Source organism: Janthinobacterium sp. GW823-FHT06H09 (assembly GCF_058794735.1).
Genome location: NZ_JBXAHC010000006.1, coordinates 1 through 26,960 on the forward strand (window position 1 = coordinate 1; position 26,960 = coordinate 26,960).

Consider the following 26,960-nt stretch of genomic DNA (forward strand, 5'->3'; position numbering starts at 1 on the left):
CGGCTGTAGCTCAGCTGGATAGAGTACTTGGCTACGAACCAAGGGGTCGTGGGTTCAATTCCTGCCAGCCGCACCAGAATACTGAAAATCAGACTTTGCCTGGTTTTGTTGTAACAAGTTTCACCTCCATGTTGTTAGTGGAATGTTGTAGAAGTTTTGCGGCTGTAGCTCAGCTGGATAGAGTACTTGGCTACGAACCAAGGGGTCGTGGGTTCAATTCCTGCCAGCCGCACCAGTATTTCCAAAATGGAGTTCGCTTCGTTTTGATGAAGGTTTCAAGCTTCGCGCCGTTCGGCGAAGTGTGTCAGAGTTTGCGGCTGTAGCTCAGCTGGATAGAGTACTTGGCTACGAACCAAGGGGTCGTGGGTTCAATTCCTGCCAGCCGCACCAGTATTTCCAAAATGGAGTTCGCTTCGTTTTGATGAAGGTTTCAAGCTTCGCGCCGTTCGGCGAAGTGTGTCAGAGTTTGCGGCTGTAGCTCAGCTGGATAGAGTACTTGGCTACGAACCAAGGGGTCGTGGGTTCAATTCCTGCCAGCCGCACCAGTATAAGAAGTAGTAAAAAAACCCGGAAAGTTTGCTTTCCGGGTTTTTTTTCGTCCAGCGAAAGGCAAGCCTGCAGCGCGCCGCCCCCGTCGCGGCGCGCTGCAGTGGCCGGGCCCCGTCAATTCGGATAAGGCTGGCCCGACGACGCCTGGTTGCCCAGGACGATGGTGGTCACCCACAGTCCGCCGCTGGTCACGGGACCGGTGAACTTGAACAGCGAGGCGCCAGATTGCGCCGGGTCCGCCACGTTCGACGCCAGCGCATTGAGCCCCGAGGTCGTGAAGGTGCACGAGGTTTCCTGTCCAACCGCATTTTGCTCCGCGTTCAGCACCGGCGTGGCGCCATTGAACAAGTACAGGCCGCAATTATCCATTTTCGATCCGTAGGTGGCCGACTGCGTGTAGTTGAAGGTCACCGCGCCATCGAGCAGGGCGGCGGCCGGGATGGACGACAGTTTCGCCGGCGTGATGCTGGTGAGCGTGGCGAACAGGCTGGCCTGGTTGGCCTTGGCAAACGCTTTCGACAGGGGCACGGCATTGATCTGGAACGGGAAGGCGCTGACGGCGCCATTCGGCGTTTTCAGGGTCCACACGTAGATTTTTCCAGGCGCCACTTTCGTTTCGTCGATGCAAGCCGTACCCGCGCCCAGGCCCGGCGTATTGGCGGGCAGGCTGGCCAGGTCCTGGCAGCTCTGGATGGCTTCCGCGTTATTGTAGAAAGTGCTGGCGGCGCCATTGCTGTCGGCCACCCGCATGTGGGTGTAGCCGGTGGCCGGCAGGATCAGCTGCAGCTTGCTGCCGGCCGTGCCCGGTATCTGGAAGTCGCCGAACGTCGTCAGGCCCGGTCCCCGCACGTCGATCTTGTTGACGGCCGGATTTTCCTGCAGCACGGTGTCGAGCTCGACGTGGGCAGCCCATTCGCGCGCAAAGCTGGCCGTGCCCGCCGTATCGACGCTGCGCTGGATGCGCGCATTCATGTGCATGTCCAGGTGGCCGCTGCCGGCCAGCTTCCAGCCGCCGGCGCAGCCGCTGGTGTCGCTCGTCTTGACCAGCTTCCAGTTCAGCATGCCCGCATCTGTTCCTATGCGTAACTGTACCCATGCGCTGCTGGGCTTGCCTGAAGTAAAGGCGATGGCCGTCGCCCCGGCACCGAGGCGATTGCCGATGAAGTCGGCGACGCGCGTCGTCGAAGTGCTGCTCGCGGACGTCAGCGTGGCGATTTCATCGGTGCTCAAGGGCTGCATGCTGACGCTGGCCAGGCCCAGCGCCTCGATCGTCAGGCCCGCATGGGCAGCCTGGTCCGCGCTGATCAGGGCGGACACAATGTCGGCCTTGCCCACCGCCGCGCCCATGTTGAAGCTGCTGTCGATGAACGGCGACACGGCCGCCGCCGACGGCACGACGAAGCCCGTCTTCGGATACAGGGCGCTGAGCGAGGCCATGCAGGCGCGGATTTCCGGCAAGACACTGGCCGCAGCCGTCGCCTTGGCCAGGTCGGCGTCCGATGGCGGCGTCGCTGCCGGTATCGTCGGCGCGCCGCCGGCGGCGGCCGGCAGGGTCACGCTGCCCAGCGCGCTGTTGGTGGCAATCAGGGTGACGGTGGCCATGGCGCCCTGCGCTTCCGCGGGCGCGACGAGGATCTGGTCCAGCACGGCGTCCATGCCCGTGCCGTTGGCAACAAAGGCGCCCGTCAGCGGATTGGTATTGCCGGTATTAATCGGTTTGATCATGGCGACGACGGCGGCCACGGCCGCATCGAGCCGTTGCTGCGTCGCGGCATTGGCCAGGGCCGAGGTGCAGGCGGCCGATACCGTATTGGCGACGGGGGCGCAGACGGCGGCCAGGGCCGTGCCGCCGGGCTGGCCCGACGCCGTGGAGACGATCAGGTCGGTCAGCGGCGTGATGTTGACGGTTTGTCCAGCCGCGGTGGCGATGGAATTGAGCGTCACCTGCTTGCCGCCGGACGAGCCGGTGATGCTGAGGAAAAACGGCGCCGTCATGCCGGCCACGTCCACCGTAAATGCCCCGCCGGTGCCGGTATTGACCGCCGTGGAGACTTTGCCCTTGCTATCGATGGCCACCACGCTGCCCGAGATGGGCGCGCCGACGGCGGCAGTGCCGCTGAGCGTCGTTGCCGGCGGCGGCACGACGGGCGGAACCGGGTCGGCGGGGCTGCTGCTACTGCCGCCGCCACAGGCGGCAAGAAGGAGGGTGGCCGCGCAGGCGGCGGCCAGAGGCAATTTATGCAAGTTTATTTTCATGACATCCCCTTGGTATTTTTTTTGGAATTACTGCTAGTAAACATTCTCAAAGTTTTCCATGAATTGCAATTTATTTTTCTTGAATGCATTAATAATGGCCAATCAGTCATCAGCGTGTCGGTTTTGCGCCGCAATCAGAACATCAATGTGATCAAAAATGCAAGTGACGGGGCGGCCGGTGAAATACCGGGGAGGGCGTCAATTGTGAAATATCGCCGCCACGCCCTTTGCCATTCTGCAAAGCCCTGCTATAATCTTGTCTTAGGCGGCTGTAGCTCAGCTGGATAGAGTACTTGGCTACGAACCAAGGGGTCGTGGGTTCAATTCCTGCCAGCCGCACCAGAATATCGGGGATCAGATTGTAAAATCTGATCCCCTTTTTCGTTTCCGAACGGATTTACGATAGGTCTTTGACGCCGCGCCGGTATTGCAGGCGAAACGCGCGCGGCGTGACGTGCCTGGCGGCGCGGAACTGGCGGTTGAAATGCGCGAGGTTGCGGTAGCCCGCCTCTTGCGCGATGACGGCGATGGCGAGATCGCTCTCGATCAGCTGTTGGCAGGCGCGGCCGATGCGCAGCCGCGCCAGGTACTCGCCCGGCGTGCAATGCGCGTGGCGCTTGAAACAGCGGTGAAACGCGCCCAGCGACAGGGCCGCCCGCTGCGCCAGGGTTTCCAGCGCGATTTCTTCCCGGAAATGTGCGTGCATGAAATCGAACACGCCGGCCATGCGCTTTTGCTGCCCATCGGGCAGCGGCGCCTGCGCCGTCGAGGCCAGCGGCCGCGCGCCCGTATCGCCCGCCAGGTCCAGCAGCACGTCGAGCAGCAGCGGCAAGCGCTGCGGCACGGGCAGGGCGTTCAGTTGCAGCAGTTTATCAGCGCTGCGCGCGCTCGTCCGCGGCGAAAAATGCAGGGCCGGGCCGGCGCGGGCCGCCAGTTGCCGCACGCCGTGCAATTCCGGAAAGCAGGCCGCCAGCCGCTCCAGCCATTCCAATGAAAACCATACGACGACGGCTAGCATCGGCTGGCTGCTGTCGATGCGCTCGCTGGCCGACCATGTGTGCGGCAAGTTCGGCCCCAGCAGCACCAGATCGCCCGGTTCGAAGTCGCCGAGGTGGTCGCCGATGTAGCGCTGCCCCCGCGCATTGACCGTCAGGGTCAGCTCGAACTGCGGGTGGTAGTGCCAGATGAAGGGAATGGTGTCGAGTTCGCGCCACAGCAAGCCCCAGGAGTGGCCCGCCGGTATCGTGACTTGTTCGAATAAGGGCGTCATTGTGACGTTTGAAGCGTATGAATAGTCAGGATAGTATCAGTATTGGCCGCTTGGCGCGCATTTCAGCCTGCCATGCCATCGCACAATCTGTCTCACACCAACACAGGAGACAGCGATGCAAGAAGATCGATATCAATACGGCGAAGACCGTCCCGGCAACCCGTCCGTGGCCTACACGGAACAGACCCAGCTGCGCGACATACAAAAACAGCTGCCCCTGCGCGTGCTGTCCGACAGCGATTTCCTGCACTGGCAAACCTATGGTTATGTCATCGTCAAGGATGCGGTGGCGCCCGAACAGGTGCGGCGCACGACAGATTTCCTGTGGGAATTCCAGGGACTCGACCAGCATGACCCCGCCACCTGGAACCGGGAGCAATTGCGCGACCACGCGATGAAAGAGCTCAACGGCTCCGGCATGGTCGAGGCCTATCACAACCAGACCCTGTGGGATAACCGCCAGACCCAGCGCGTGTACGACGCCTTTGTCGACATCTGGGATCGTCAGGATTTGTGGGTGACGATCGACCGCGCCAACCTGAACACGCCCAACCATGGCAAGCGCAAGTTTGGCGGTTTCATCCACTGGGATGCCGACACCACGCTCGACCCGCTGCCCGTCAACGTGCAGGGCGTGCTGGCCCTGTCCGACACCTCGCCCGAGAGCGGCGGTTTCCAGTGCTATCCGGAGCTGTTCAACAACTTGCTCGCATGGCGCAAGACCGTGCCGGCGGATCGCAACCCGTGGCAGCCGGACCTGGCGACGGTGCCGTACCCGATGGAATTCATCGCCATGAAGAAGGGAGAACTGCTGATCTTCAACAGCCTGCTGGCGCATGGCATCCGCCCGAACACGTCGACGGACCAGGTGCGGCTGGCGCAATACATTTCCTTTACGCCCGCCCAGCAAGACAACCAGGCCTTGCGCGACTGGAGGGTGCAAAGCTGGTGCGAACGCAGCGCGCCGCAGGGCTACGCGTTTCCCGGCGACCCCGAGGACAAGGAAAAGCTGCGCTACCCGCAGGCGCGCCTGACTGCGCTGGGCGAGAAGATCCTCGGCGCGCGCGACTGGTAAGCGAAGCGCCATCCGGCAGGCTTGCCTGCCGGATAGACAATTACCGGTAAATGCACGATCATGGTCCGACTAGCCATCGACCGAGGAAACGCATGAGTATCATCACCTGCATCGAAGACTTGCGCGTGCTGGCCCAGAAACGGGTGCCACGCATGTTTTACGACTACGCCGATTCCGGCTCCTGGACGGAATCGACGTACCGCGCCAACAACAGCGATTTTGCCAAGATCAAATTCCGCCAGCGCGTGGCGGTCAACCTGGAAAACCGCAGCCTGGCCTCGACCATGGTGGGGCAGGCCGTCTCGATGCCGGTGGCCCTGTCGCCCACGGGTTTGACGGGCATGCAGCATGCGGATGGCGAAATCCTCGCGGCCCAGGCGGCCGAGCGCTTCGGCGTGCCGTTCACCCTGTCGACGATGAGCATTTGCTCGATCGAGGACGTGGCGGCGAACACGAGCAAACCGTTCTGGTTCCAGTTGTACGTGATGAAAGACCGCGAATTCATCAACCGCCTGATCGACCGCGCCAAGGCGGCCAAGTGCGGCGCGCTCGTGCTGACGCTGGACTTGCAGGTGCTGGGCCAGCGTCACAAGGACTTGCGCAACGGCCTGTCGGCGCCGCCGAAACTGACCATACCGAATATCCTCAACATGGCCACCAAGCCGCGCTGGGTGGCGGGCATGCTGGGCACGAAACGCCGCGGCTTCGGCAACATCGTCGGCCACGCCACGTCCGTGTCCGACATGTCGTCGCTGTCGGCCTGGACGCAGCAGCAGTTCGACCTGAGCCTGTCGTGGGCCGACGTGGAATGGATCAAGCAGCGCTGGGGCGGAAAACTGATCATCAAGGGCATCATGGACCCCGAAGACGCGCGCCTGGCCGTCAACAGCGGCGCCGACGCGCTGATCGTCTCGAACCATGGCGGGCGCCAGCTCGATGGCGCACAATCGTCGATCGAAGCCTTGCCCGCCATCGTCGACGCCGTCGGCAGCCAGATCGAAGTGCACATGGACGGCGGCATCCGCTCGGGCCAGGACGTGATCAAGGCCGTGGCCTTGGGCGCGAAAGGCGTCTACATCGGCCGCCCGTTTTTATACGGCCTGGGCGCCATGGGCGGCCCGGGCGTGACCAAATGCCTGGATATCATCCGCAATGAACTCGATCTGACGATGGCGTTTTGCGGCTTGCGCGATTTGCAGCAGGTGGATAAAAAAATCCTGCTGCCGGGGACGTTTTAAGCGGCAATCCGCACGATATCAAAGCCTTCCGAGGCGTCGGGCGGCGTGAAGTGGCGCGTGATTTCATCAAATTGCGCGTCGCTGGTGGAGAACGGGTGCAGTCCGCTGTCATTGCGCCGGTGCAAGCGCGCCTTGCATTCCTCATCCTTCACGTCGAGGTAGTGCAGCACGTGCGGCACGCCCGCCTGCTGGAGCAGCTCGCGCATCCAGGCGCGGCTGGCGGGCGTATTCGCGGGGAAATCGAGCACGACGGACACGCCCGCCCGCAGCATCTGCAGGGCAAGAGGCGCGATGGCCGCGCGCAGCCGCGCCGCGCAGGCCACATAGTCGGCCAGGCTGGCGATCTGGCCCGGATACAGCTGCGCCAGCAGGGTGTCTTCGCTGATGCGCACGGTATGCGGCGCTTGCGCAAGCTGGCTGGTCAAGGTGGATTTGCCCGAGGCAATCTTGCCGCACACGAGGTGCAAGGTGGGGATAACGGGGGTGCTGGAAGTGGTGTGCATGGTCGCTCGCTGAAAGTGAAAACAAAGCCTGCGAGACGTCTTGATTATTTGTTGCCGATCAAAGCCGCCTTGCAGGCGGCTTGGTCAATGTCATTCCTGTCCAGCCACCATTTGTGAAATGGCGGCAATAATCGATGGCAGGGGCGGGAATGGCGATGGCATGGCGCAACGATGCCATGCGATGGATGGCGTTGTCAATGCTTGGTCTTTACTCGAATAATTGCCGGTACTGCGCATACGGTTCCATGCCCATGCTGGCGCGGCGCTGCTCCAGGCGCTGCGGATCGTCGATGGGGAAGGGCACCGTCTTGCCGGTGCTATCCGTGCGGAACTGGCTGCCGTACAGCTGCGGCAGCTTGTCATTGCTCAAGTCGCGGTCGATCGCCAGTGCCAGCTTCGAGGGCGTGATCTCTCCCCTTGCCGCTGCTGCGCGCATCAGCACCAGGCTGCTTTTGAGGAAGGCACTGGAGCCATGCTGGGCGATCAGCCAGGCGCTGCCCGCCGCCTTGTAGCCGACCATCGTTTGCGTGGGCCAGCCCTTGCTGGCGATGATGTGCCGCAAGCGTTGCTCGCGTGCTTCATCCGTGGCCAGCATGCGCTGGCGCGTGGCCAGGTCCGGCCCCGTTGGCGGGAATCCCGCGCGCAGGGCCTGGTCTTCCTGTTCCATGGTCCGCAATTCGGCTGCCAGCGCCGCCTCGGGCACCGCGGCCGGATACAGCAGGAAGTCCAGCGCGCCCGCCGTGGCCACGCTGAAGATGAGCTTGGGTTCCGCTTCCCAGCCGGGCGATTGCAAAAGCAGTGCCAGTGTGCCGCCTTCCGGTACATCAATGCGGTAGCGGCCATTTTCGACCGTGCCATGTATCTGCGGCTCGCCGTGCATGCGCTCGGCAACGATGCTGATGGCTTGCGGCAGCGGCGGGCCGTTGCTGCGGATGGTGCCGCTCAGTTCGAAGGCGCCCGCATGGACGCTCCAGCACAGCAGGATGGCAAAGCTCAGGCGTGGCATGGGAGTCCGTTCATGCATGGTGGATGTCGAGTTTGCTCCATACATCTTGGAACGCGGTGTCATCGAGCAGCCGCGCATGCGGGTCGTCTGCCTGGAACAGGCCGCCGATCAGCATGTCCTGGATGGCACCCGTGAAACCGCCATACGGCGAGGCGCGTCCCCACTGACGGTGCGTATGGGCGAAGACGACGGCACCTTGCTGCGCGGCCAGTTGTGCCAGCGCTTGCCGCAAGGTGGCGGCCGCTTCCGGGCCCATGTCCGTGGCGATGGCGCACACCAGGCGCTGGGTGAACTGCAAGGGCTTGCCTGCCAGTCCCAGCAGCGATTCATTGGCCAGGGCCAGGAACACATCGGGCGCCTGGTCGTCCTTTTCGCAGACGGTCCAGGTGGGCGCCCATGCTTCCAGGCTCATGAAGCGCGCTTGCGTCGTGGCCGGCGTGTGCGTCCACTTCGCGTGCGATTTGGCGTCCCAGCCCAGGCGGCCAAAGGGAATCGGCTTGCCCTTGGGATTGTACTGATGGCTGCGCACGCCGGCCTTGCCCCGCGCCTGCGCCATCAGGCCGTCGAGGCTGGCGGCAAACGGCGTCCATTGCGCCGCATCCCATAGCGGTATGGCATCGGGCGCGGCCAGCAGCAGGAATACCTCGTAATCACGTGAAAAAAACGCCATGCACAGTCCTTATCGTTGCAGTTGAGATATGGCGGCCCGCTGGCTGGGGCGCAGCAGGTAGACGCCGTACAGGCACAGGGGCAGCACGGCCAGCAGGGCGATATACGGCAGGATCGATGCGCCGTCTTCGGCCGGGTGCGGCAAGGTGGCCGTCACGAGTGCGTAGTCCCACAGTCCATGTACGAGCACCATGGGCCAGATGGAGCGGGTGCGCAGGCGGATGGCCGCATAGCCGACGCCTTGCAGGGTGGCCGCGACGGCTTGCCACAGGGCGCCGCTGACGTCGCCCGTGGCCAGGCCGTTGGCCGTATGGGCCAGGCCGAACAGCGCCGAGGACATCAGGACGGCGGGCCAGACGGCGTAGCGGTCCAGCATTCCTTGCAGCAAGATGGCGCGGAACATCAGCTCTTCCGAGACGGCCACCAGCGCCGCATTGCAGGCGACGATCAGCAGCACGCGCGGTTGCGGCCAGCCGCCGGCCCAGGCCAGCAACAGCATCAGCAGCGCATACAGCAGGGGCGGCGAGGCGAGCCACACCGTTTTCCACGGCTGCGGCGCGCACAGGCCCGCTTCGCGGGGCCGGCTGGATGCCAGCAGCAGCGCCAGTGCGAACACGGCGGCCAGCGCCCACGACAGGCCGATACGGCCGGTGACGGCGGCGCCCGGCAAGGCGTAGCCGGCCGATTCCAGCCAGCGGCCGCCCATGCTCAAGCCCAGCCAGACGGACAGTGCGCCCAGGGCAAGCGGCATGGTGAGGTGGATTTTAGGGATGGACATGGTCGGCTTCGGTGTTGGCTGCGTGTTTTACTGCGTGCATGAGCGGATCATGAAGTTGCATCAATGATATGGTCGAAATATTGCCATATTACATTAAAAGCACCGTCACAAAATTGCCACTTCGTTATAGTTGCATGGAATAATAAGCATTCGTCCGTTTGCCGCCAGACTGGAGCGCCATGACTTACAGCAAGACCATCACCACCGAACGCCTGATCCTGCGCAAGCCGCAGCCATCCGATGAGGCGGCCCTGTTCGCCATGCATGCCGACCCTGAAGTGATGCGCTATTTCAGCGAGCCGCCCTGGGACGATGCCGGCCGCGCCGCGCGCCAGATCGCCGAGGACAGCGCCGCCTTCGAGAACGAAGAGTTCTTCCGCTTCGCCATCGAACTGCAGCAGACGGGCGAGTATGTGGGCAGCTGCACGCTGTTTTCCGTGCACCGACAGAACCGCCGCGCCGAGATCGGCTATGCGCTGGCGCGTCCGCACTGGGGCCGTGGCTATATGCATGAAGCGCTGTCGGCGCTGATCGAGTACGCCTTCGTCGAGCGCGACCTGAACCGCCTGGAAGCCGATATCGACCCGCTCAACGCCGGCTCGGCCAGCGCCCTCGAGCGCCAGGGTTTCAACAGGGAAGGCTTTTTGCCCGAACGCTGGATCGTTGGCGGCCACGTCAGCGATTCGGCACTGTACGGCTTGCTGCGGCGCGAATGGGAAGCGCGGCGCAAGGATGCCGCGTGAGCGGGCAAGCGATCGACGCGCTTGAACGCTGGCTGGGTGCCCCCTTGCCGGCGCATTACCTGCGTTTTTTGCAGGATGGGCAAGAGAGCATGCGCGGCGAACAGGTATTGCTGTACGGCGTGGACAGCTTACGGGAACGCAATGAAACGTATGAGACGCAGCAATTTTGCCCCGGCTACATGACCATCGGCGACGACAGCGGCGGGCGCGCCGTCATGCTGGCGCTCGATGGCGTTGACCGCGCCGTGTACCTGGTGGACCATGGCTCGATGCAGCGCGACGATTTCGAGCGGGCCGCCGATGATTTCGCCGCCTGGCTGGCCGCCGACTGCCCCGTCGATTGACTATTCCAGGAGCCAACGATGAAGCCGGCCGACTTGCCCCGTTCCACCCATCCCCTCGTGACCTTGCGCCCGCTGGAACGCAGCGACGCGCCCGCCTGGTATGCCTACCTGGCCGACCCTGTCGTCGTCGAACACACGAGCTGGGACGTGCGCGGCATCGACGATTTGCAAGCCAATTTCGATGACTATGCATCGGCCCAGCCGGCTTCGCCCATGCGCCTGGCCGTCGTGCTGCGCGACGGCGGCCAACTGGTGGGCACCATCGGCTTCAATGCGATTTCTCCGCAGCACCGCACGGCCGAAATCGCCTACGACCTGGCGCCCGCCGTGTGGGGGCAGGGCGTGGCCACGTCCATCGTGAATGCCGTCGTGGACTGGGGCTTTCAGCGCCTGGGCTTGCTGCGTATCCAGGCCACCGTGCTGGAAAGCAACGAGCGTTCGCTGCGCGTGCTCGAACGCTGCGCTTTCGAGCGGGAAGGCTATCTGCGCAGCTACCGGCAAATCCGCGGAAGATCGGGCAACTTCTGGCTGTATGCGCGCCTTGCCGGTATTCCATGAGCAAAGCGCCCTTGAACATCCTGCTGGTGGAAGACCACCTGGCCATCGCGCGCCAGGTATTGGATTTCCTCGACGGTCTGGGCTGGCAGACCGATCATGCGGGCACGGGCGCGCTCGGTGTCGCGCTGGCCACGCGCAACCCCTATGACGTGGTGCTGCTGGACCTGAACCTGCCCGATATCGATGGCTTGCAGGTGTGCCGCGCCATCAAGGCCAGTGCGCCCCGCAATGTGCCGATTCTGATGCTGACGGCACGCGACTCTTATGAAGACAAGGCACGCGGCTTTCGCGACGGCGCCGACGACTATCTGACCAAGCCCTTCGACTTGCGCGAGGTGGCCTTGCGCTGCGAGGCGCTGGCGCGCCGGCAGCAGCTGCACGTGCACCAGGAAATGCGCGTGGGCCCATTCACCTTGCAGACGCGCGCAGGACGCGCCCTGTACCGTGACGCAACGCTGCCGCTGACGCAGACGGGTTTTAAAATTTTGCTGCTGCTGTGCCGAGAACATCCGCACGCCGTGTCGCGCTCGGCCTTGCTGCAAGCCCTGTGGGGCAGCCAGCCGCCGGACAGCGACGCCCTCAAATCGCATATCTATGCGCTGCGCAAGCAGCTGGAACTGGTCGGCGGGGCTGGTGCGGCGGGCGTGCTCGTGACCATCCCGCAACTGGGCTACCGCCTGGCCTTCGAGGCGGCGGCCAGCGATGGTTAGGTCAATCCGGCAGCGCCTGTTTGCGGCCCTGGCCGGCTTCACCGTCCTGCTATGCCTGTGCTACACGGGCCTGGCGCTGGTGATCGCCTACGTGACGGAAGACATGCTGGTGCAGCGCCTGCTCGAGCGCGAAGCGGCGGTGGTCAGCCAGCGCTTGCGCCAGCACGGTGAGCTTACGCCGTCTGGCCGCGACCTCATCACGGTCTATGGCCGCTACCTTGATTTGCCTCAAGCGGTGCGCGCGAAAGTGCCAGCATCTGCCCCGCGCGGCGAAGTGTTTACCACGACGGGCCAGCATTATCACGTGCTGGCGCTGGACCTCGCTGCCGCCGGCCAGCCGCAGCGCGCGTATCTGCTGGCCGACGTGGCGCCCGTGCTGGTGGTGCAGCGCCTGGTGCGGGAGGTGGGCGGTGTCGTCGCTGGCGTGGCGCTGGCGCTGATCGCCCTGGCCTTGCTGCTGGCATACTGGCTGGCGCGGCGCCTCGTGCTGCCCTTGCAGAGATTGGCGCAGGAAGCGCGCCAGCTGGCGCCCGGCGGCGCCGTCCATTTCAGCGAGCGCGATCGCCCCGACGAGATCGGTTTCCTGGCGCGCCGTCTGGAAACCGCGTTTGCCGAACTGCAAACGGTGTTGCGGCGCGAACAGGCATTCGCCCGCGACGTCAGCCACGAACTGCGCACGCCGCTGACCTTGATGCACAACAGCCTGGCGCTGGCCGGCGCGCAGCCTTTGACGGCAGATGGGCAGGCGCAGCTGCGCCAGGGCGTCGATGAGATGCGCGCCACCATCGAGGTGCTGTTCGCGCTGGCGCGGGCCGAGCAACTGCCCGGCGACGTGATGGAGCTGCGCGCCTGCATCGAGCAATGCCTGCTGCGCCTGCTCGACGAACATCCGTGGGACGCCAGCCTGCTGACGCTGGACTTGCCCGAGCGCCTGGAGGTCGTCGGCAATCCTCAGCTGACGATGTTGCTCATCAATAACTGCCTGGCGAATGCCCTGTTCCATGGCGGCCCCGCTTGCCGCATCCGCATCGCGTATGCGCAAGGTTGCTTGAGCATCAGCAATACCGTGCCGGCGGGGCAGCCGCGGCGCATCCAGGGCTTTGCGCACGGACAAGGCTTGCTTGGGCGCATGGCGCAGGCCATGCGCTGGGATATCCGTTTCCATCCGGGCGAGGCGCACTATCGCGTCGACATCATTCCCCTCCAGATACGATAAAAAGCAGGGAGATTTCACCGCGATTTCACCGGCGCCTGCGTAAGCTGCAAGCTCTTGATGAATGGAGAAAACTGCATGAAACTTCTTATCAGCCTGCTGGTGCTGGCGTGCACCAGCATCCCGGTTCTGGCGCAAGTGAGCAGCCTCGTCCACAATGAGGAAAAGCGCCGCTACATCGTCTATACGCCGGAGGCTTATCAAAGCCAGCCCCAACAGACCTTTCCCGTCGTCTTCAATTTCCATGGCGGCGGCATGAGCATGGCGGAACAGATGCTGTACACGCAGATGAACAAGGCGGCCGAGCGGCACCAGTTCATCGTTGTGTATCCGCAAGGTATCAAGCAAGACTGGAACGTGGGCTTCGGCATGGATTACCTGGCGGGCAGCGATGACGTCGGTTTTACGCAGGCGATATTGAGTAAACTCAAGCAGGATTACCGCATCGATGACAAGCGCGTGTATGCGACGGGCCTGTCGCGCGGCGGTTTCTTTGCCCTGCGCCTGGCGGCGGAACTGCCTCAGCATTTCGCCGCCGTTGCCTCGGTGGGCGCTCCCATGCCGGAACCCGTGCTGCAGCATCACAAGCAGAAGGACAAGGTGGGCATGCTGCTGATACAGGGCATGGCCGACAAGGTCGTGCTGTTTGAGGGCAAGGCCGCCAGCTACCTGTCGGCCGAAGGCACGTACGATTACTGGCGCAAACACAACGGCATCGACGGCGCCACGCCGCAGCCGCGCCTGATTCCCGGGCCTGCGGGCGACGCCACGCAAGTGAGTTGGCTGGAGCAGGGTGCGGGCGGCGCCAAGGTGGCCTTGCTTGCCGTCAAGGACGGTGGCCACACGTGGCCCGGTGCCGACGCTTTCAATGTTGGCCTGCCCATCGGCAAGACCACGCGCGCCGTCGATGCGAATGAGGTGATGTGGGAATTTTTCAGCAAGCACCGGCGATAACGCTGCGGGGACGCGGGTGCCTGTGGCACACTCTTGTCATCTTGAATCTTGCACAAGGAAATGATGAACAGCCACCCCGTCGCCATCTTTTGCCGCTCGCTGGGTCAGTTGTCGGCCATGCTGGACAAGCTCGACGCCCAGCCGCAGATCCTGGCCGCGCGGTTGCACCCGGACATGCTGCCGTTTGCCCAGCAAGTGCGCGCGGCCGTGAGCTTTTCGCTGCGCGGCTGCTGCCCGCTGGCGGGGCTGGAGGTGGCCGATTTCAGCGATGCCGCCAGCCTCCAGGAACAGATCGCACAGACCATGCGTTATCTCCAGGACATTCCCGCGGAGCGCTTCGAGGGGCCGCTTGACCGCATCTGCCGCGACCGCGCCGGCTTTGCCGACATCGCGCTGCCGGCCGGCGAGTACTTGAATCTGTACATCCTGCCGAATTTCTACTTTCACTTCAGCATGGCATATGCGATTGCGCGCAGCGGCGGCGCGCCCATCGGCAAGGGCGATTTCGACGGCTATCACGCGTATGCGCCGGGGTTTTCATTTGAGCGTCCCGCCGCGCCGTAGGACCTACAGCCCAGCCTCCTTCCAGGCAGACAGCCCCAGCCGCTTCAGCAGCCGGCCCGACAGCCCGCAGCTCCAGCAACTGATCTGGATTTGCCGGTGCCGCCCCTGGTCCGCATGCCAGGCTCGCTCGGCGTAAGCAAGCAGGGCCTCGCTGAGCGGGGAATGGTCGGCCACGGGCGGCAAGCGCGACATCAGTTCGAACACGCCGTGCGGCCTATCTTTGATCTGCAGCAAACCGGCCAGCAGCGCGCGCAGCACGGCGCCGTCGATGGAAGCGCTCGCTTGCGTGAAACGCTGCTGCCAGCGTGGCTCGCGCTGCGGCCACAGGGCCAGCAGCGCGGGCACGTCGGCGGTCCGCAGCTGCCCGATCAGTTCGTCCGCCTCCTGGAACAGGTCGAGGCGGTCGTATTCGTCGCCGTCCAGCCCCAGCAGTTCATCGAGTTCGTGCAAGACGCTCATGCCACCACGTTCACGGGCGCACCGCGTTCGAACGCTTCGATATTGCCGATCAATATGTCGGCCAGTTTTTGCATGGCCTCGCCGCTGGCCCAGGCCGTGTGGGGCGTGAGGATGAAGTTGGGCAGGCGCAAGTTCAACAGCGGATTGTCGGGCGGCGGCGGTTCCTTCGACAGCACGTCGAAGCCGGCGCCGGCGATCACGCCACGGGTCAATGCGTCGGCCAGCGCCGCTTCATCGACGAGGCCGCCCCGCGCCGTGTTGATCAGCAGCGACGTGGGCTGCATGCGCGCCAGCTCTTGCTCTCCGATGATGTTGCGCGTCTTGTCCGTCAAGGGCAGGTGCAGACTGAGCACGTCGGAGGTGGCCAGCAGTTCGTCGAAGCTCACTTCCTTTACGCCGTCTTCCTGGATCGGGGAACGGTTGTGGACGATCACCTGCATGCCGAAGGCGCGTCCCAGCTGGGCCACGGACTTGCCCAGCGCGCCGTAGCCGAGCAAACCCAGGCGGCTGCCGGCCAGGTCGCGGATCGGGTGGCCGAACAGGCAGAAGCGGTCCGACGCCTGCCACAGGCCCGCTTCCACATCGGCGCGGTAGGCGATGAGCTGGCGGCGCAGGGCCAGCATCAGGGCCAGCGTGTGCTCGGGCACGGTGGCGCGCGCATAGTCGCGGATATTCGCGACGACGATGCCCCGTTCGCGGCAGGCGGCCAGGTCGAGGATGTCCGTGCCCGTGGCGGCCACGGCGATCATCTTCAGGTCGGGCAGTTGCGCCAGTTCGGCCGCGCGCAGCGGCACCTTGTTCGTGATGGCGATGGTGGCGCCTTGCAGGCGGGCTACCGTCTGCTCGCTGCCCTTGGTATGCGGATATTCTTCCCAGCCGTGGGCGAAGGCGGGCGGGCGCACGGTGGCGATCAGGCTGTCGCGGTCGAGAAAGACGATGCGGTGCGGGTGCGGCGGTGTGCTTGCTGCGGTCATGGCTGGGCCTCGGTCAGGGCGGCACGCGCGGGCAGGGTGCTCTTGCCCTTCAGTTGCGTGGCCGGGTGGTTGGTAAACATGTCGGCGACCCATTCGACAAACACGCGCACCTTGGCGGACAGGTGGCGGTTGGGCGGATAGATCACGTGGATGGGCAACGGGTCGGATTCCCAATCGCCCAGCAATTCCACCATTTTGCCCTGTTCCATCAGGGGCGCAAGCATGAAATGCGTCATTTGCACGATGCCCAGGCCCGCCAAGCCGGCCGCCGCGTAGGCGTTCGAGTCGTTCAGGGCGATATGGCTGGGCATGGACATCTGGATGCGTTCGCCCGCGCGCGTGAAATCCCATTCAAAGGTCTTGCCCGTCTTGGCGGAGAAAAAATTCACGCCCCGGTGCTGCGCCAGGTCGTTCGGGTGCAGCGGCGTGCCATAGCGCGCCAGGTAGCCGGGCGCAGCGCAGGTGATGAAATGCAGTACGCCGACCCGGCGCGCGATCAGGTTCAAATCGCCCAGTTCGCCGCCGCGCACGGCGCAGTCGACGCCTTCCTCGATCAGGTCGACGGGGCGGTCGCTGCAGCCGAGTTCCAGCGATATATCGGGGTAGCGGGCGAAGAAGTCGGGCAGGGCGGGGATGATCAGTTCGCTGGCCAGGGCCGTGGGCGCATCCACGCGCAGCCGTCCGCTGGGGCTCAAGCGCGTGCGCGACAGCGATTCCTCGGCTTCGCGCACGTCCGACAGGATGCGCACGCAGCGTTCGTAATAGGCGGCGCCGTCGGAGGTGATGCTGACATGGCGCGTGGTGCGGTTGAGCAACTTGACCGACAGGCTCGCTTCCAGCGACTGGATCAGGGTCGACACGGTGGCTTTGGGCAACTGCATGTTTTCCGCCGCGCGCGTAAAACCGCCCGCATCGACGACTTGGATGAAAACTTCCATGGCTTGCAGCTTGTTCACTTGATTTCCTATCACTTTCTGCGTGATTATTCAGAATCCTGAACAATCAATTCGGCATTGCACTCTTTATCAGATTGTAGATCAAGTCTATAGTTGTTGTACTGCAGCATAAATGTGATGCCGCAGGAAGTACAACAGGAGAAACATCATGGGTCATCGGAATGGAATCTTTGCAGTGCTCGCTCTCGCTATGAGCTCGCTTGCTCTGGCCGCGATGGTATCGACGGATGCCTACTCGCTGGCGGCGCAAAGCGAAGCCAGCGCTTATAGCGCCCTGACCCATGAAGTGGGCGGCGTCGCCCTGTTGTGCCTGAACGACGCGGTACGCGATGTGGCGGTGCAGCCGGTGGTGGCGCAATGAGTATTGCCGACACCACGGCCGAACTGGCACCTGGCCAGGCGCTGAAGATACGCGACATCCAGGTGCAGGGCGCGCAGGATGCGCTCGGCGCGCGCGTCTACACGGCCGGCGTGCCGGGCGCCAAGCAGCCGAACCTGATGGTCTTCTTCCATGGCGGCGGCTTTGTGGCCGGCGACCTGGACGACGCGGACGACTTCCTGCGCTGCCTCGTGCTGAGCAATCCCGACCACGTGGTGCTGGCCGCGAACTATACGCTGGCGAAGGTGCGGCCATTCCCCGCCGCCGTGGAAGACGCGCATGCCGTGCTGCTGTGGGCGAAAAAGAACAAGTCCAAGCTGGGCTGGACGGGCAAGCAGATGGTGGTGTCGGGCATCGAAGCGGGTGCCAACCTGGCTGCCGTGTGCGCCATGATGTCGCGCGACCGGGGCGGCCCGCCCCTTGCGGGCCAGGTGCTGATCATGCCCATGCTCGACCCCGGCCTGTCGACCTGTTCGATGCGCCACTTGCCGACCTGTCCGGACCTGGCCGAAGTGGCCGATCAATGCGCCGCCGCCTATCGCGGCTACCTGCCGAATGCCGCTGACCGCACCCACCCGTACGCGTCGCCATTGCAGTCGAGCCGCCTGAAGAACCTGCCGCCAGCCTTGATCTTGTCCAGCGAAGATGACCCATTGCGCGACGAGGCTGAACAATACGGCAGTAAATTGATCGCCTGCGGCATCAAGACCACCGTGCGGCGCATGGCCGCCGCGCCGCTGCAAGACACGACCGCCCGTAATGAATGCGCCTGCAAGGTGCAGGTATTGAGCGAAATTAGCAGTTTCGTCGCCGGACTGGGGCAGGAGCCCGAGTCATAAAGCCGCCATCTGCGGCACTGCAAAAAAACTTACACTAATCAGTTTACTTTTTGAGTTTTGGTTGCTACACTACGCAGTGTAGTTCCCTTCCTGTCTGCGTTGTGCGTTCGCACAGCCAGCTTCGTCGTCCCCGTCCGCTTTCAAGCAGCAGGCGGCCTGTTTACCTTTGATCGAGCGCCGTCGGGCGCCATGGCACCACCATTCACTTTTTCAGCTGGGTTGCTTCCTGCCGCCCATACCATTAGAAATTTTCATAAAACAGGGAAATAAAATGAAAAACGTTCAACAATTTTCCACCTTAGGTACACTCATCAAGCCTCTCGCTGCCTCGCTCGCGCTGGCGGGACTGGTGGCCGTGAGCCTGGCCGGCTGCGATTCGGCCAATAGCAAGGTGCCCGACGCGCCAGCGGCCGGCGGCCCGCCCATCTCGGCCGCCGCCGTCGTTGAAAAACAGATCACGGAAACGCAGGAATTCTCGGGCCGCCTGGAAGCGATCGAGCGCGTGGAAATCCGCTCGCGCGTCGGCGGTTTCATCACGGCCGTCAACTTCAAGCCGGGCAGCGAAGTGAAGAAGGGCGATGTGCTGTTCGTCATCGATCCGCGCCCTTTCCAGGCTGAAGTATCGCGCGCCGAAGGCACGGCCGCCTCGGCCCGCGCCAAGGCGGAACTGGCCAAGCTGGAACTGTCGCGCGCTGAAAAGCTGCTGGCCGAAAAAGCCATCGCCCAGCGCGAATTCGACGAAAAGGCCTCGGGCCTGAAAGAGCTGGACGCGAATGTCCGCTCGGCGCAAGCCGCGTATGAAGCGGCCAGGCTGAACCTGTCGTACACGCAGGTGCAGGCGCCGATCAGCGGCCGCGTCAGCAAGGCGGAAATCACCGTCGGCAACCTGATCGACGCTTCCGCCATTTTGACGTCGGTGGTGTCGACGGACCGCATCTACGCCAGCTTCGACGGCGATGAAGATACCTACCTGCGCGTGGCCGGCACGGCGCAAAAGGGCACGCCCGTCACCGTCAAGGTGGGCCTGGCCAATGAAACGGGCTTCCCGCACGAAGGCAAGCTGGAATTCGTCGACAACCAGCTCGACCCGGCCACGGGCAGCGTGCGCATGCGCGCCACCTTCGCCAACGCCGAGCGCCAGCTGGTACCGGGCCTGTTCGCGCGCATCCAGCTCGATGGCGGCAACGGCCCGCACGCGCAAAGCACGGCACTGCTGATCTCCGACCGCGCCGTCGGCACGGATCAAAGCCGTAAATATGTCTACGTGGTGGGCGCCGACAACAAGGCCGAATACCGTGCCGTCAAGCTGGGCCCGAACTCGGACGGCTTGCGCGTGGTGCGCGAAGGCTTGAAGGCGGGCGAAAAAATCGTCGTCAACGGCCTGCAGCGCGTGCGCCCCGGCGCGCCCGTGACGCCGCAGATGGTGGCGATGGATTTCGACCCGACCGCGCCCGTCGCTCCCGCAAAACCTGAAGTAAAAGACGCCAAGATCGCCGCGAAAGCAGCATCGACTTCCAAGGAATAAACATGAATTTTTCCCGCTTTTTCATCGACAAGCCGATTTTCGCGGCGGTGCTGTCGATCGTCATATTCGTGGCCGGGCTGCTGTCGATATTCGGCCTGCCCATCTCCGAATATCCCGACGTCGTGCCGCCATCGGTGGTGGTGCGCGCGCAATACCCGGGCGCCAATCCGAAAGTGATCGCCGAAACCGTGGCCGCGCCGCTCGAAGAGCAGATCAACGGCGTCGAGAACATGCTCTACATGTCCTCGCAAAACACGTCCGACGGCGCGATGATGCTGACCGTGACCTTCAAGATCGGCACCAACGTCGAGCAGGCCGAGACGCAGGTGCAGAACCGCGTGCAGCGCGCCTTGCCGCGCCTGCCCGAGGAAGTGCGCCAGATCGGCGTGACGACCGTCAAGTCCTCGCCCAACCTGACCATGGTGGTGCATCTGGTGTCGCCCAACAAGCGCTATGACGATATGTACCTGCGTAACTACGCGGTGCTGAACGTCAAGGATCAACTGGCCCGTTTGCCCGGCATGGGCGACATCCAGATCTTCGGCGCCGGCGACTATGCGATGCGCATCTGGCTCGACCCGCAAAAGGTAGCGGCGCGCGGCATGACGGCCAATGACGTCGTCGACGCGATCCGCGAGCAGAACGTGCAGGTGGCCGCCGGCGTGATCGGCGCCTCGCCAGCGAAGAACTCGGACTTCCAGCTGACCGTCAACACGCAGGGCCGCCTGCAGACGCCCGAGGAATTCGGCGCCATCATCGTGCGCACCAATGCCGACGGCGCCGTGACGCACCTGAAGGACGTGGCGCGCGTGGAAATGGGCGCAAACAGCTACTCGCTGCGTTCGCTGCTGAACAACAATCCTGCCGTCGGCATGGGTATTTTCGAAGCGCCGAACGCCAACGCGCTGCAATTGTCTTCCGACGTGCGCGCCAAGATGGACGAACTGAAAAAAGACTTCCCGCAAGGCGTGGAATACCGCATCGAGTACGACCCCACGCAGTTCGTGCGTTCGTCCATCGAAGCCGTAATCCACACACTGCTGGAAGCCATCGCCCTGGTGGTGCTGGTGGTGATCATCTTCCTGCAAACCTGGCGCGCATCGATCATCCCGCTGCTGGCCGTTCCCGTGTCGATCGTCGGTACCTTTGCCGTGATGCTGGGCTTTGGCTTCTCGATCAACACCCTGTCGCTGTTCGGCCTCGTGCTGGCCATCGGTATCGTCGTCGATGACGCCATCGTCGTGGTGGAAAACGTCGAGCGCAACATCGAGGAAGGCTTGTCGCCGCGCGACGCCACCATCCAGGCCATGAAAGAGGTGAGCGGTCCCATCGTCGCCATCGCCCTGGTGCTGTGCGCCGTGTTCGTGCCGATCGCCTTCGTGCCCGGCCTGTCGGGCGAGTTTTACCGCCAGTTCGCGCTGACGATCGCCATTTCGACCGTGATCTCCGCTTTCAGCTCGCTGACCCTGGCACCAGCCCTGTCGGCCGCGCTGCTGAAACCGCACGATGCGCCGAAAGACGCGCTGACGCGCGGCATGGACATGGTCTTCGGCCGCTTCTTCGCCTGGTTCAACCGCTTCTTCGGCCGCGCCTCGCACCGCTATGAAGCGGGCGTGAAGGGTGTATTGGGCCGCAAGAGCGCCTCGCTGGGCGTGTATGCGCTGCTGGTCGTTGCCGCCATCTTCACCTTCAAGTCCGTGCCGGCCGGCTTCGTGCCGGCGCAGGACAAGCAATACCTGGTGGGCTTTGCGCAATTGCCTGACGCCGCTTCGCTGGACCGCACGGAAGATGTCGTGCGCCGCATGTCCGACGTCATCAAGTCGGTGCCGGGCGTCGAATCGACCATCGCCTTCCCCGGCCTGTCGATCAACGACTTTACCAACGCGCCAAACGCCGGCATCGTCTTCGCCACCCTGAAGCCGTTCGACGAGCGTACGACCAAGGAGCTGTCCGGCGGCGCCATCGCGGCCGAGATCAACAAGCGCCTGGGCGGTATCCAGGACGCCTTCATCATGGTCTTCCCGCCACCGCCCGTCAACGGCCTCGGTACCATCGGCGGCTTCAAGATGATGATCGAAGACCGCGGCAACCTCGGTTACGACGCGCTGTACAACGCCACCCAGGCACTGGCCGCGAAAGCGTACCAGACGCCGGAACTGGCGGGCGTGTTCTCGGGTTACCAGATCAACGTGCCGCAGCTGTTCGCCGACGTCGACCGCGTGAAAGCCAAGCAGATGGGCGTGCAGCTGCAAACGATTTACCAGACCTTGCAGATCAACCTCGGTTCGCTGTACGTGAATGACTTCAACCAGTTTGGCCGCACCTACCAGGTGCGCGTGCAGGCCGATGCGGCATTCCGTTCGCATGCGCAGGATATCGCGCAGCTGAAGGTACGCAATGACAAGGGCGAAATGATCCCGCTGTCGTCGCTGATGCGCGTCAAGGATAGTTACGGTCCTGACCGCGTGCAGCGCTACAACGCGTATGCCGCAGCCGATTTCAACGGCGGCGCAGCCCCTGGCGTATCGAGCGGCCAGGCGCAAGTCGCGCTGGAACGCATCGCCAAGGAAGTGCTGCCGCAAGGGATTTCGTATGAGTGGACGGAGCTGACCTACCAGGACATCTTGTCGGGCAATACGATGATCTATGTCTTCCCGCTGTGCGTGCTGCTGGTGTTCCTGGTGCTCGCTGCCCAGTATGAAAGCTGGACCCTGCCGCTGGCCGTGATCCTGATTGTGCCGATGTCGATCCTGTGCGCGCTGTTGGGCGTCAAATTGACTGGTGGCGACAATAATGTGTTCACCCAGATCGCGCTGTTCGTGCTGGTGGGGCTGGCATCAAAAAATGCCATCCTGATCGTGGAATTTGCCCGCGAACTGGAAGAGCATGGCCGCACCGTCGTGCAAGCGGCGCTGGAAGCGTGCCGTCTGCGTCTGCGTCCGATCCTGATGACGTCGATCGCCTTCATCATGGGCGTGGTGCCCCTGGTGTTCTCGCACGGCGCCGGTTCGGAAATGCGCCATGCGATGGGCGTGGCGGTATTCGCCGGCATGCTGGGCGTGACCTTCTTCGGCCTGTTCCTGACGCCCGTGTTCTACGTACTGCTGCGCACCCTGGCGCAGCGTTTTGAGAAAAAACCAGCCGCCGCTGCCGCCAAGCCTGTCGCCGCGCCAGCGCTGGACCTGGAAGGAGATATATATTGAAAACCAATGCAATCATCCGGCGCGCGGCGCCCGTCTTGAGCGCCATGGCCGCCGCAGTCCTGCTGGCCGCCTGCGCGGCGCCCGAGTTCAAGCAGCCGCAGATCGAGACGCCGGCGGCGTTCAAGGAAGCACAAACCTTGCCTGCCGTGCAGACGGCAGCCGACGGCACGCGCTGGAAGCAGGGCGTGCCGGCCGAGCGCCAGGCGCGCGGCGAGTGGTGGCTGGCGTTCAATGATCCGGCTTTGACTGGCCTGATCAACGAGGCCACGCAGGCGAACGCCAACCTGGCGGTCGCCGCCGCCCGCGTCAAGCAGGCGAGGGCGATTGCCGGCATCGCCGAAGCGGACCGCATTCCGCAAGTGGGCGTGAACGTGGGCGGCCAGCGCAACCGCGCTTCCGCCGTGTCGCTCGGCTTGCCGAACGGCGCGCCGGTGGCGGCGACCAACGTCTACCAGGCCAACCTGACGGCCAGCTACGAAGTCGATCTGTTCGGCAGGGTGGCATCGAACGTCAGCGCCTCGCGCAGCGATGCGCTGGCCGTGGAAGCGACTTACCGCTCGGTGCTGCTGTCGCTGCAGGCCGACGTGGCGCAAACCTACTTCCAGCTGCGCGCCACGGACGCCGAACTGGCGACCCTGGAACAGACGGTGCGCCTGCGCGAGGAAAGCGTGCATGTGAACCAGCGCCGCTACGACCTGGGCGACATCGGCGAATTCGACTTGTCCCGTGCCCGCACGGAGCTGTCGACCGTGCGCGCCGAAGCCATCGGCCTGCAGCGCCAGCGCGCCACCAGCGAGCATGCGCTGGCCGTCCTGCTGGGCAAACCTGCCGCCAGCTTCACGGCGGGCGTCAACCCGCTGCAGGATAGCGGCTTCCTGCCCGTGATCCCGGCCGGCATGCCATCGTCCTTGCTGGAACGCCGTCCCGACATCGCGTCGGCGCAGCGCACCATGGAAGCGTCGAATGCGCGCATCGGCGTGGCCAAGTCGGCCATGTTCCCCGCCTTGAGCCTGAACGCTTCCGGAGGCGGCGCGTCCGATACCTTCTCGGACATCTTCAAGTGGAGCAGCCGCTCCTGGCTGCTGGGCGCCCTGATGTCGATGCCGATCATCGACGGTGGCCGCAACAAGGCGGCCGTGAGCCGCAGCGAAGCGCAGCTGGAAGAATCGGTGGCGACGTATCGCCAGAGCGTGCTGGTGGCCTTCGCCGAGGTGGAAGACAACCTGGCTGGCCTGCGCATCCTGTCGGGCCAGACGCAGCAGATCGACGAAGCCGTCGTCTCGGCGCGCCGCTCGGCCGACCTGGCGCAAAAGCTGTACGACGCGGGCCGTTCCAGCTACCTCGATCTGCTCGATGCGCAGCGCAACCTGGCGGCCATCGAGCGCAATGCCGTGCAGCTGCGCGGCAACCGCGCCGTCACCACGGTGGCGCTGATCCGCGCCCTGGGCGGCGGCTGGGGTGAGACGGAGCCGCAGGTCGCGGCCAACTAGTATCCCGGCGATAAGCCAGCCAAGAACGGCGTCGTGCATTGCACGGCGCCGTTTTTTTATATGCGCGGACGTTGACGCAGCGTAGGTCGACTTAGCGCGCAGCGCGTAAGCCGACAACACCTGCGCCCTCAATCCAGACAAGACCAGCAAAATCAGTTGAATCCGTTTGCGGACAGGCCGCGTAAATACTCCTGCAATCACGCAAACGCAGTCATTCAGGAGATATCATCATGCGCACCATCGTTCCCGCAGCACTGTTCATTACGTCCATGCTGGCCGCCAGCGCCCCCTTTGCCGCCGATATGACGACCATGGTCGGTGGCCAGAGCATGTATCCGTCCAGGGATATCGTCGACAACGCCGTCAATTCGGCCGACCACACGACCCTGGTCGCCGCCGTCAAGGCGGCCGGCCTGGTCGACACCCTGAAAGGCAAGGGACCGTTCACCGTGTTCGCGCCGACGAATGCGGCCTTCGGCAAGCTGCCGGCCGGCACCGTCGACACCCTGGTCAAGCCGGAAAACAAGGCGACCCTGACGAAAATCCTCACCTACCACGTGGTGCCCGGCAAATACGACTTCAAGGCGCTGGCGAAGGAAATCAAGATGCATGACGGTAAAGCCACCTTGCCCACGGCCAGCGGGGGCAAGCTGATGTTCGCCATGAACGGCATGCACAACATCGTGGTGATGGATGAAGGCGGCAACAGCGCCAACATCAGCACCTATGACGTGTACCAGTCGAATGGCGTGATCAATGTCATCGACACGGTGCTGATGCCACAATAAGCGGACGAAAAAAAAGACAGGGAAAACCCTGTCTTTTTGCTTGCTGCGGCCGTGATTACTTGGCTGGCGCTGGCGCTGCTGCTGGTGCGGAAGCTGCTGGTGCGGCCGGAGTTGCTGGCGTTGCCGGCGTTGCTGGTGCCGCTTTCTTCGCCTTGTGATGCTTGGCTTTCTTGTGCGTCGCTGGCTTGACGGCTGCTGCCGGTGCTTCGGCCTTGACGACAGGGGCGACGACAGGAATCGGTGCCACTGGAGCGACTGGCGCGACGGCTGGCGTCTGGGCGAAAGCGGCGGTGGCGAACAGGCTGGCGATCAGGGTGGCGATAACTTTTTTCATGATGAGATCCTTGGTGTTTTTTCGGGTGAATGCAGTGGGAAGAAATTACTTCGCTGGAGCCGCTTCAGCGGTGGCCGATGCCAGCTTTTCGTCAGCCTTGGCCTTGGTTTTCTTGGCTTTGTGGTGGGCTTTGGCCTTGGTGGTAGCCGCTTCCGCTTTGGCGCTGGCGACGTCCGTCTTGGCGGCGACGACGGCTTTCGCTTCTTTCGCGTCCGCTTTGACGACCGTTTGCGCTTCCTTGGCATCGGCTTTTACGACGGCCTTGGTGTGGGCCGCTTCCACTTTGGCGGGAACCGAGGCTGCCGGGGTGGCTGCAGGAGCTGCAGGCGTCTGGGCAAAGGCAGCGGTTGCGAACAGGCCGGCGATCAGGGTAGCGCTCAGGTTGAAAATGCGTTTTTTCATGGTGCAGTCCTCAGTGGTGGTTTGTCTGGTAAGTCTGTTGGTGCCGGGATGATTCCCGTGTCACTGAGCATAAAACGCGGCCCCGGACGCTTACGTTGACGGTCATTACAAACGCTTACATCTGCGTGGCATCCGCTTTCAGGATGGCCTTCAGGATGTCTTCCGAACGGCGCTGTCCGTGCGCCTTGCCGTAGGCGCTGGATGCCACGCTCACCACCATGCGGCGCGTGGGAATCACATAGATCTTGTTGCCCCCATTGCCCGAGGCGAAATACACGGCGATTTGCTGTCCCCCGATATCCTGCGTCTTCGCGTACCAGAAATAGCCGTAGCTGTCGGCGTAGCGGTCGACGGCGCCGATGGCCACGCGCGGCGCCAGCGCCGCGTGCAGCCAGGCGGCGTCGATGACCCTCTTGCCGCCAACTACGCCATCGTCGAGCACCATCTGGCCGATCTTTGCCGTGTCGCGCGCCCGCAGCGACAGATTGCCCTGTCCCTTCGGATGGTTGGCCACGTCGCGGCCCCAGCTCCAGCGCCTGATGCCCAGTGGCGCGAACAGCACCTTGGCGGCGTAGTCTTCCAGGTCGGCGCCGCTGGCGTTTTCCACCACCCTGCCGGCGATGTACGCCCCCAGCGAGTTGTAGCGGTAGGCGCTGCCCGGCTTTGTTGCGGCCGGCACGCCGCGCACGAAGGCGGCGGGGTCGGGCGCGGCATCGAGCTTGTCTTCATTGCCGGGCGACTGTTCGTCTTCATCGAAGGCGGCCAGGCCCGAACGCATGGTCAGCACGTCGTCGAGGACGACCTTGCCCGCCGGGCTGCCGGCCACTTCGGGCCAGTAGTCGCCCACGGTTTTTGTCGTCGCCAGCTGGCCGCGCGCCACGGCCGCACCGGCCAGCAGGGCGGTGATGCTCTTGCCGGCCGAGCGGATGTCGTGCAGGGTATCGGCCGTCTCTCCGTTGTAATAGCGTTCGGCGACGATGGCGCCGTCGCGCAGCACGACGACGGCGCGCAGGTCGCCATGGCTGTCGCGGTCCTGGGCTTGCAGGACTTGCGCGATGGCGGCGGGGGCGCTGTCCTGCGCCAGGGCGGCGCAGGACAGGAGGAGGGTAGTCAGCAAGGATAAGGACAGGCGGCGCATGGACAGCTTTCGTGGCGATGGTCGGATCGCCAGTGTCGCCCAG

27 protein-coding genes and 4 tRNA genes are annotated in these 26,960 nt (G+C 63.9%); 19 read left to right on the forward strand and 12 right to left on the reverse strand.

Features of this window, described 5'->3' with window-relative positions; genetic code table 11:
- Positions 1-158: 158 nt before the first annotated feature.
- The 3 genes from AC1Q6X_RS11105 (at position 159) to AC1Q6X_RS11115 (ending at position 545) form a co-directional block, all read left to right on the forward strand.
- Positions 159-235: transfer RNA gene (locus tag AC1Q6X_RS11105), tRNA-Arg, on the forward strand.
- A gap of 78 nt (positions 236-313) precedes the next feature.
- A tRNA-Arg gene (locus AC1Q6X_RS11110) sits at positions 314-390 on the forward strand.
- A 78-nt stretch (positions 391-468) separates the two neighbouring features.
- Positions 469-545 (forward strand) — tRNA-Arg (locus AC1Q6X_RS11115).
- A 118-nt stretch (positions 546-663) separates the two neighbouring features.
- Here the strand turns inward: AC1Q6X_RS11115 and AC1Q6X_RS11120 are convergent.
- Entirely contained in the window at positions 664-2,793 is a 2,130-nt protein-coding gene (locus AC1Q6X_RS11120) for a hypothetical protein (RefSeq protein ID WP_492496958.1), read from the reverse strand.
- Between the two features lie 277 nt (positions 2,794-3,070).
- On the opposite strand from AC1Q6X_RS11120, the gene AC1Q6X_RS11125 reads away from it, so the two are divergent.
- A tRNA-Arg gene (locus tag AC1Q6X_RS11125) sits at positions 3,071-3,147 on the forward strand.
- 55 nt (positions 3,148-3,202) lie between these two features.
- Here AC1Q6X_RS11125 and AC1Q6X_RS11130 read toward each other — a convergent pair.
- Positions 3,203-4,075 carry a helix-turn-helix domain-containing protein gene (locus AC1Q6X_RS11130; protein WP_492496960.1) on the reverse strand — a complete coding sequence of 291 codons (873 nt, stop codon included), beginning with the start codon at positions 4,073-4,075 and terminating at the stop codon, positions 3,203-3,205.
- A 115-nt stretch (positions 4,076-4,190) separates the two neighbouring features.
- Here AC1Q6X_RS11130 and AC1Q6X_RS11135 point away from each other — a divergent pair, with 115 nt between their 5' ends.
- A complete protein-coding gene (locus AC1Q6X_RS11135; protein ID WP_492496962.1) occupies positions 4,191-5,150 on the forward strand; it encodes a phytanoyl-CoA dioxygenase family protein in 960 nt (319 codons plus the stop codon).
- Positions 5,151-5,242: 92 nt separating this feature from the next.
- Entirely contained in the window at positions 5,243-6,388 is a 1,146-nt protein-coding gene (locus tag AC1Q6X_RS11140; protein WP_070289276.1) for an alpha-hydroxy acid oxidase, read from the forward strand.
- On the opposite strand, the gene AC1Q6X_RS11145 is transcribed toward AC1Q6X_RS11140, so the two are convergent.
- The 4 genes from AC1Q6X_RS11145 to AC1Q6X_RS11160 form a co-directional block, all read right to left on the reverse strand.
- Entirely contained in the window at positions 6,385-6,891 is a 507-nt protein-coding gene (locus tag AC1Q6X_RS11145) for a P-loop nucleotide/nucleoside kinase family protein (RefSeq protein ID WP_492496964.1), read from the reverse strand. The genes AC1Q6X_RS11140 and AC1Q6X_RS11145 overlap by 4 nt on opposite strands.
- Positions 6,892-7,099: 208 nt before the next feature.
- Positions 7,100-7,897: a DUF6624 domain-containing protein gene (locus AC1Q6X_RS11150; RefSeq protein ID WP_492496966.1), complete on the reverse strand. Its 798-nt coding sequence runs from the start codon at positions 7,895-7,897 to the stop codon at positions 7,100-7,102.
- 10 nt (positions 7,898-7,907) lie between these two features.
- Entirely contained in the window at positions 7,908-8,567 is a 660-nt protein-coding gene (locus AC1Q6X_RS11155; protein WP_492415927.1) for a hypothetical protein, read from the reverse strand.
- A gap of 9 nt (positions 8,568-8,576) precedes the next feature.
- On the reverse strand, positions 8,577-9,344 hold the full coding sequence (locus AC1Q6X_RS11160) for a CPBP family intramembrane glutamic endopeptidase (protein WP_230504636.1): 768 nt from the start codon (positions 9,342-9,344) through the stop codon (positions 8,577-8,579).
- A gap of 179 nt (positions 9,345-9,523) precedes the next feature.
- Between AC1Q6X_RS11160 and AC1Q6X_RS11165 the strand changes: the two genes are divergently transcribed.
- The 7 genes from AC1Q6X_RS11165 (at position 9,524) to AC1Q6X_RS11195 (ending at position 14,430) form a co-directional block, all read left to right on the forward strand.
- Positions 9,524-10,087, forward strand: a complete 564-nt coding sequence (locus AC1Q6X_RS11165) for a GNAT family N-acetyltransferase (protein ID WP_070313431.1) — start codon at positions 9,524-9,526, stop codon at positions 10,085-10,087.
- Positions 10,084-10,431, forward strand: coding sequence for an SMI1/KNR4 family protein (locus AC1Q6X_RS11170; protein ID WP_175444700.1), 348 nt, complete (start codon positions 10,084-10,086; stop codon positions 10,429-10,431). The genes AC1Q6X_RS11165 and AC1Q6X_RS11170 overlap by 4 nt, the downstream gene beginning before the upstream one ends.
- 18 nt (positions 10,432-10,449) lie before the next feature.
- Positions 10,450-10,989 (forward strand): GNAT family N-acetyltransferase, encoded by a 540-nt coding sequence (locus AC1Q6X_RS11175; RefSeq protein WP_492496969.1) that lies wholly within the window; start codon positions 10,450-10,452, stop codon positions 10,987-10,989.
- A complete protein-coding gene (locus AC1Q6X_RS11180; RefSeq protein ID WP_230504640.1) occupies positions 10,986-11,699 on the forward strand; it encodes a response regulator transcription factor in 714 nt (237 codons plus the stop codon). The genes AC1Q6X_RS11175 and AC1Q6X_RS11180 overlap by 4 nt, the downstream gene beginning before the upstream one ends.
- Positions 11,692-12,915 (forward strand): sensor histidine kinase, encoded by a 1,224-nt coding sequence (locus AC1Q6X_RS11185; protein ID WP_492496972.1) that lies wholly within the window; start codon positions 11,692-11,694, stop codon positions 12,913-12,915. Before AC1Q6X_RS11180 ends, AC1Q6X_RS11185 begins: the two co-directional genes overlap by 8 nt.
- Before the next feature lie 75 nt (positions 12,916-12,990).
- Positions 12,991-13,866, forward strand: coding sequence for an extracellular catalytic domain type 1 short-chain-length polyhydroxyalkanoate depolymerase (locus tag AC1Q6X_RS11190; RefSeq protein WP_492496973.1), 876 nt, complete (start codon positions 12,991-12,993; stop codon positions 13,864-13,866).
- A gap of 60 nt (positions 13,867-13,926) precedes the next feature.
- Entirely contained in the window at positions 13,927-14,430 is a 504-nt protein-coding gene (locus AC1Q6X_RS11195) for a DUF1993 family protein (protein ID WP_492496975.1), read from the forward strand.
- Between the two features lie 3 nt (positions 14,431-14,433).
- Here the strand turns inward: AC1Q6X_RS11195 and AC1Q6X_RS11200 are convergent, their stop codons facing one another.
- The 3 genes from AC1Q6X_RS11200 to AC1Q6X_RS11210 are packed head-to-tail and all read right to left on the reverse strand — an operon-like array spanning position 14,434 to position 16,819.
- The gene (locus tag AC1Q6X_RS11200) at positions 14,434-14,889 is read right to left on the reverse strand and encodes a hypothetical protein (RefSeq protein WP_492496977.1); all 456 of its coding nucleotides are present in this window, start codon (positions 14,887-14,889) and stop codon (positions 14,434-14,436) included.
- On the reverse strand, positions 14,886-15,863 hold the full coding sequence (locus AC1Q6X_RS11205; protein ID WP_492496978.1) for a D-2-hydroxyacid dehydrogenase: 978 nt from the start codon (positions 15,861-15,863) through the stop codon (positions 14,886-14,888). The genes AC1Q6X_RS11200 and AC1Q6X_RS11205 overlap by 4 nt, the downstream gene beginning before the upstream one ends.
- Positions 15,860-16,819, reverse strand: coding sequence for a LysR family transcriptional regulator (locus tag AC1Q6X_RS11210; protein WP_070219497.1), 960 nt, complete (start codon positions 16,817-16,819; stop codon positions 15,860-15,862). The genes AC1Q6X_RS11205 and AC1Q6X_RS11210 overlap by 4 nt, the downstream gene beginning before the upstream one ends.
- A gap of 190 nt (positions 16,820-17,009) precedes the next feature.
- On the opposite strand from AC1Q6X_RS11210, the gene AC1Q6X_RS11215 reads away from it, so the two are divergent.
- The 6 genes from AC1Q6X_RS11215 (at position 17,010) to AC1Q6X_RS11240 (ending at position 25,043) form a co-directional block, all read left to right on the forward strand.
- The gene (locus AC1Q6X_RS11215; RefSeq protein WP_166674734.1) at positions 17,010-17,180 is read left to right on the forward strand and encodes a hypothetical protein; all 171 of its coding nucleotides are present in this window, start codon (positions 17,010-17,012) and stop codon (positions 17,178-17,180) included.
- Positions 17,177-18,037, forward strand: a complete 861-nt coding sequence (locus tag AC1Q6X_RS11220) for an alpha/beta hydrolase (RefSeq protein WP_492496981.1) — start codon at positions 17,177-17,179, stop codon at positions 18,035-18,037. Before AC1Q6X_RS11215 ends, AC1Q6X_RS11220 begins: the two co-directional genes overlap by 4 nt.
- A 271-nt stretch (positions 18,038-18,308) precedes the next feature.
- Positions 18,309-19,562 (forward strand): efflux RND transporter periplasmic adaptor subunit, encoded by a 1,254-nt coding sequence (locus AC1Q6X_RS11225; RefSeq protein ID WP_070219499.1) that lies wholly within the window; start codon positions 18,309-18,311, stop codon positions 19,560-19,562.
- A gap of 2 nt (positions 19,563-19,564) precedes the next feature.
- Positions 19,565-22,765, forward strand: a complete 3,201-nt coding sequence (locus AC1Q6X_RS11230; RefSeq protein ID WP_070219500.1) for an efflux RND transporter permease subunit — start codon at positions 19,565-19,567, stop codon at positions 22,763-22,765.
- A gap of 44 nt (positions 22,766-22,809) precedes the next feature.
- Positions 22,810-24,255 carry an efflux transporter outer membrane subunit gene (locus AC1Q6X_RS11235; RefSeq protein WP_070219510.1) on the forward strand — a complete coding sequence of 482 codons (1,446 nt, stop codon included), beginning with the start codon at positions 22,810-22,812 and terminating at the stop codon, positions 24,253-24,255.
- 230 nt (positions 24,256-24,485) lie between these two features.
- Positions 24,486-25,043, forward strand: a complete 558-nt coding sequence (locus AC1Q6X_RS11240) for a fasciclin domain-containing protein (protein WP_492496984.1) — start codon at positions 24,486-24,488, stop codon at positions 25,041-25,043.
- 55 nt (positions 25,044-25,098) lie between these two features.
- On the opposite strand, the gene AC1Q6X_RS11245 is transcribed toward AC1Q6X_RS11240, so the two are convergent.
- The 3 genes from AC1Q6X_RS11245 to AC1Q6X_RS11255 form a co-directional block, all read right to left on the reverse strand.
- Positions 25,099-25,377 (reverse strand): hypothetical protein, encoded by a 279-nt coding sequence (locus tag AC1Q6X_RS11245; RefSeq protein ID WP_492496986.1) that lies wholly within the window; start codon positions 25,375-25,377, stop codon positions 25,099-25,101.
- A 45-nt stretch (positions 25,378-25,422) separates the two neighbouring features.
- Complete coding sequence (locus AC1Q6X_RS11250) at positions 25,423-25,779, reverse strand: hypothetical protein (RefSeq protein WP_121669925.1); 357 nt, start codon at positions 25,777-25,779, stop codon at positions 25,423-25,425.
- 115 nt (positions 25,780-25,894) lie between these two features.
- Entirely contained in the window at positions 25,895-26,917 is a 1,023-nt protein-coding gene (locus AC1Q6X_RS11255; RefSeq protein ID WP_492496988.1) for a serine hydrolase domain-containing protein, read from the reverse strand.
- Positions 26,918-26,960: the final 43 nt, after the last annotated feature.

Coding starts and splice junctions, on each gene's coding strand:
- AC1Q6X_RS11130 (WP_492496960.1), bottom strand. CDS start 4,075: ATGACGCCCTTATTCGAACAAGTCACGATACCGGCGGGCCACTCCTGG.
- AC1Q6X_RS11135 (WP_492496962.1), top strand. CDS start 4,191: ATGCAAGAAGATCGATATCAATACGGCGAAGACCGTCCCGGCAACCCG.
- AC1Q6X_RS11140 (WP_070289276.1), top strand. CDS start 5,243: ATGAGTATCATCACCTGCATCGAAGACTTGCGCGTGCTGGCCCAGAAA.
- AC1Q6X_RS11145 (WP_492496964.1), bottom strand. CDS start 6,891: ATGCACACCACTTCCAGCACCCCCGTTATCCCCACCTTGCACCTCGTG.
- AC1Q6X_RS11150 (WP_492496966.1), bottom strand. CDS start 7,897: ATGCCACGCCTGAGCTTTGCCATCCTGCTGTGCTGGAGCGTCCATGCG.
- AC1Q6X_RS11155 (WP_492415927.1), bottom strand. CDS start 8,567: ATGGCGTTTTTTTCACGTGATTACGAGGTATTCCTGCTGCTGGCCGCG.
- AC1Q6X_RS11160 (WP_230504636.1), bottom strand. CDS start 9,344: ATGTCCATCCCTAAAATCCACCTCACCATGCCGCTTGCCCTGGGCGCA.
- AC1Q6X_RS11165 (WP_070313431.1), top strand. CDS start 9,524: ATGACTTACAGCAAGACCATCACCACCGAACGCCTGATCCTGCGCAAG.
- AC1Q6X_RS11175 (WP_492496969.1), top strand. CDS start 10,450: ATGAAGCCGGCCGACTTGCCCCGTTCCACCCATCCCCTCGTGACCTTG.
- AC1Q6X_RS11180 (WP_230504640.1), top strand. CDS start 10,986: ATGAGCAAAGCGCCCTTGAACATCCTGCTGGTGGAAGACCACCTGGCC.
- AC1Q6X_RS11185 (WP_492496972.1), top strand. CDS start 11,692: ATGGTTAGGTCAATCCGGCAGCGCCTGTTTGCGGCCCTGGCCGGCTTC.
- AC1Q6X_RS11190 (WP_492496973.1), top strand. CDS start 12,991: ATGAAACTTCTTATCAGCCTGCTGGTGCTGGCGTGCACCAGCATCCCG.
- AC1Q6X_RS11195 (WP_492496975.1), top strand. CDS start 13,927: ATGATGAACAGCCACCCCGTCGCCATCTTTTGCCGCTCGCTGGGTCAG.
- AC1Q6X_RS11200 (WP_492496977.1), bottom strand. CDS start 14,889: ATGAGCGTCTTGCACGAACTCGATGAACTGCTGGGGCTGGACGGCGAC.
- AC1Q6X_RS11205 (WP_492496978.1), bottom strand. CDS start 15,863: ATGACCGCAGCAAGCACACCGCCGCACCCGCACCGCATCGTCTTTCTC.
- AC1Q6X_RS11215 (WP_166674734.1), top strand. CDS start 17,010: ATGAGCTCGCTTGCTCTGGCCGCGATGGTATCGACGGATGCCTACTCG.
- AC1Q6X_RS11220 (WP_492496981.1), top strand. CDS start 17,177: ATGAGTATTGCCGACACCACGGCCGAACTGGCACCTGGCCAGGCGCTG.
- AC1Q6X_RS11225 (WP_070219499.1), top strand. CDS start 18,309: ATGAAAAACGTTCAACAATTTTCCACCTTAGGTACACTCATCAAGCCT.
- AC1Q6X_RS11230 (WP_070219500.1), top strand. CDS start 19,565: ATGAATTTTTCCCGCTTTTTCATCGACAAGCCGATTTTCGCGGCGGTG.
- AC1Q6X_RS11235 (WP_070219510.1), top strand. CDS start 22,810: ATGGCCGCCGCAGTCCTGCTGGCCGCCTGCGCGGCGCCCGAGTTCAAG.
- AC1Q6X_RS11240 (WP_492496984.1), top strand. CDS start 24,486: ATGCGCACCATCGTTCCCGCAGCACTGTTCATTACGTCCATGCTGGCC.
- AC1Q6X_RS11245 (WP_492496986.1), bottom strand. CDS start 25,377: ATGAAAAAAGTTATCGCCACCCTGATCGCCAGCCTGTTCGCCACCGCC.
- AC1Q6X_RS11250 (WP_121669925.1), bottom strand. CDS start 25,779: ATGAAAAAACGCATTTTCAACCTGAGCGCTACCCTGATCGCCGGCCTG.
- AC1Q6X_RS11255 (WP_492496988.1), bottom strand. CDS start 26,917: ATGCGCCGCCTGTCCTTATCCTTGCTGACTACCCTCCTCCTGTCCTGC.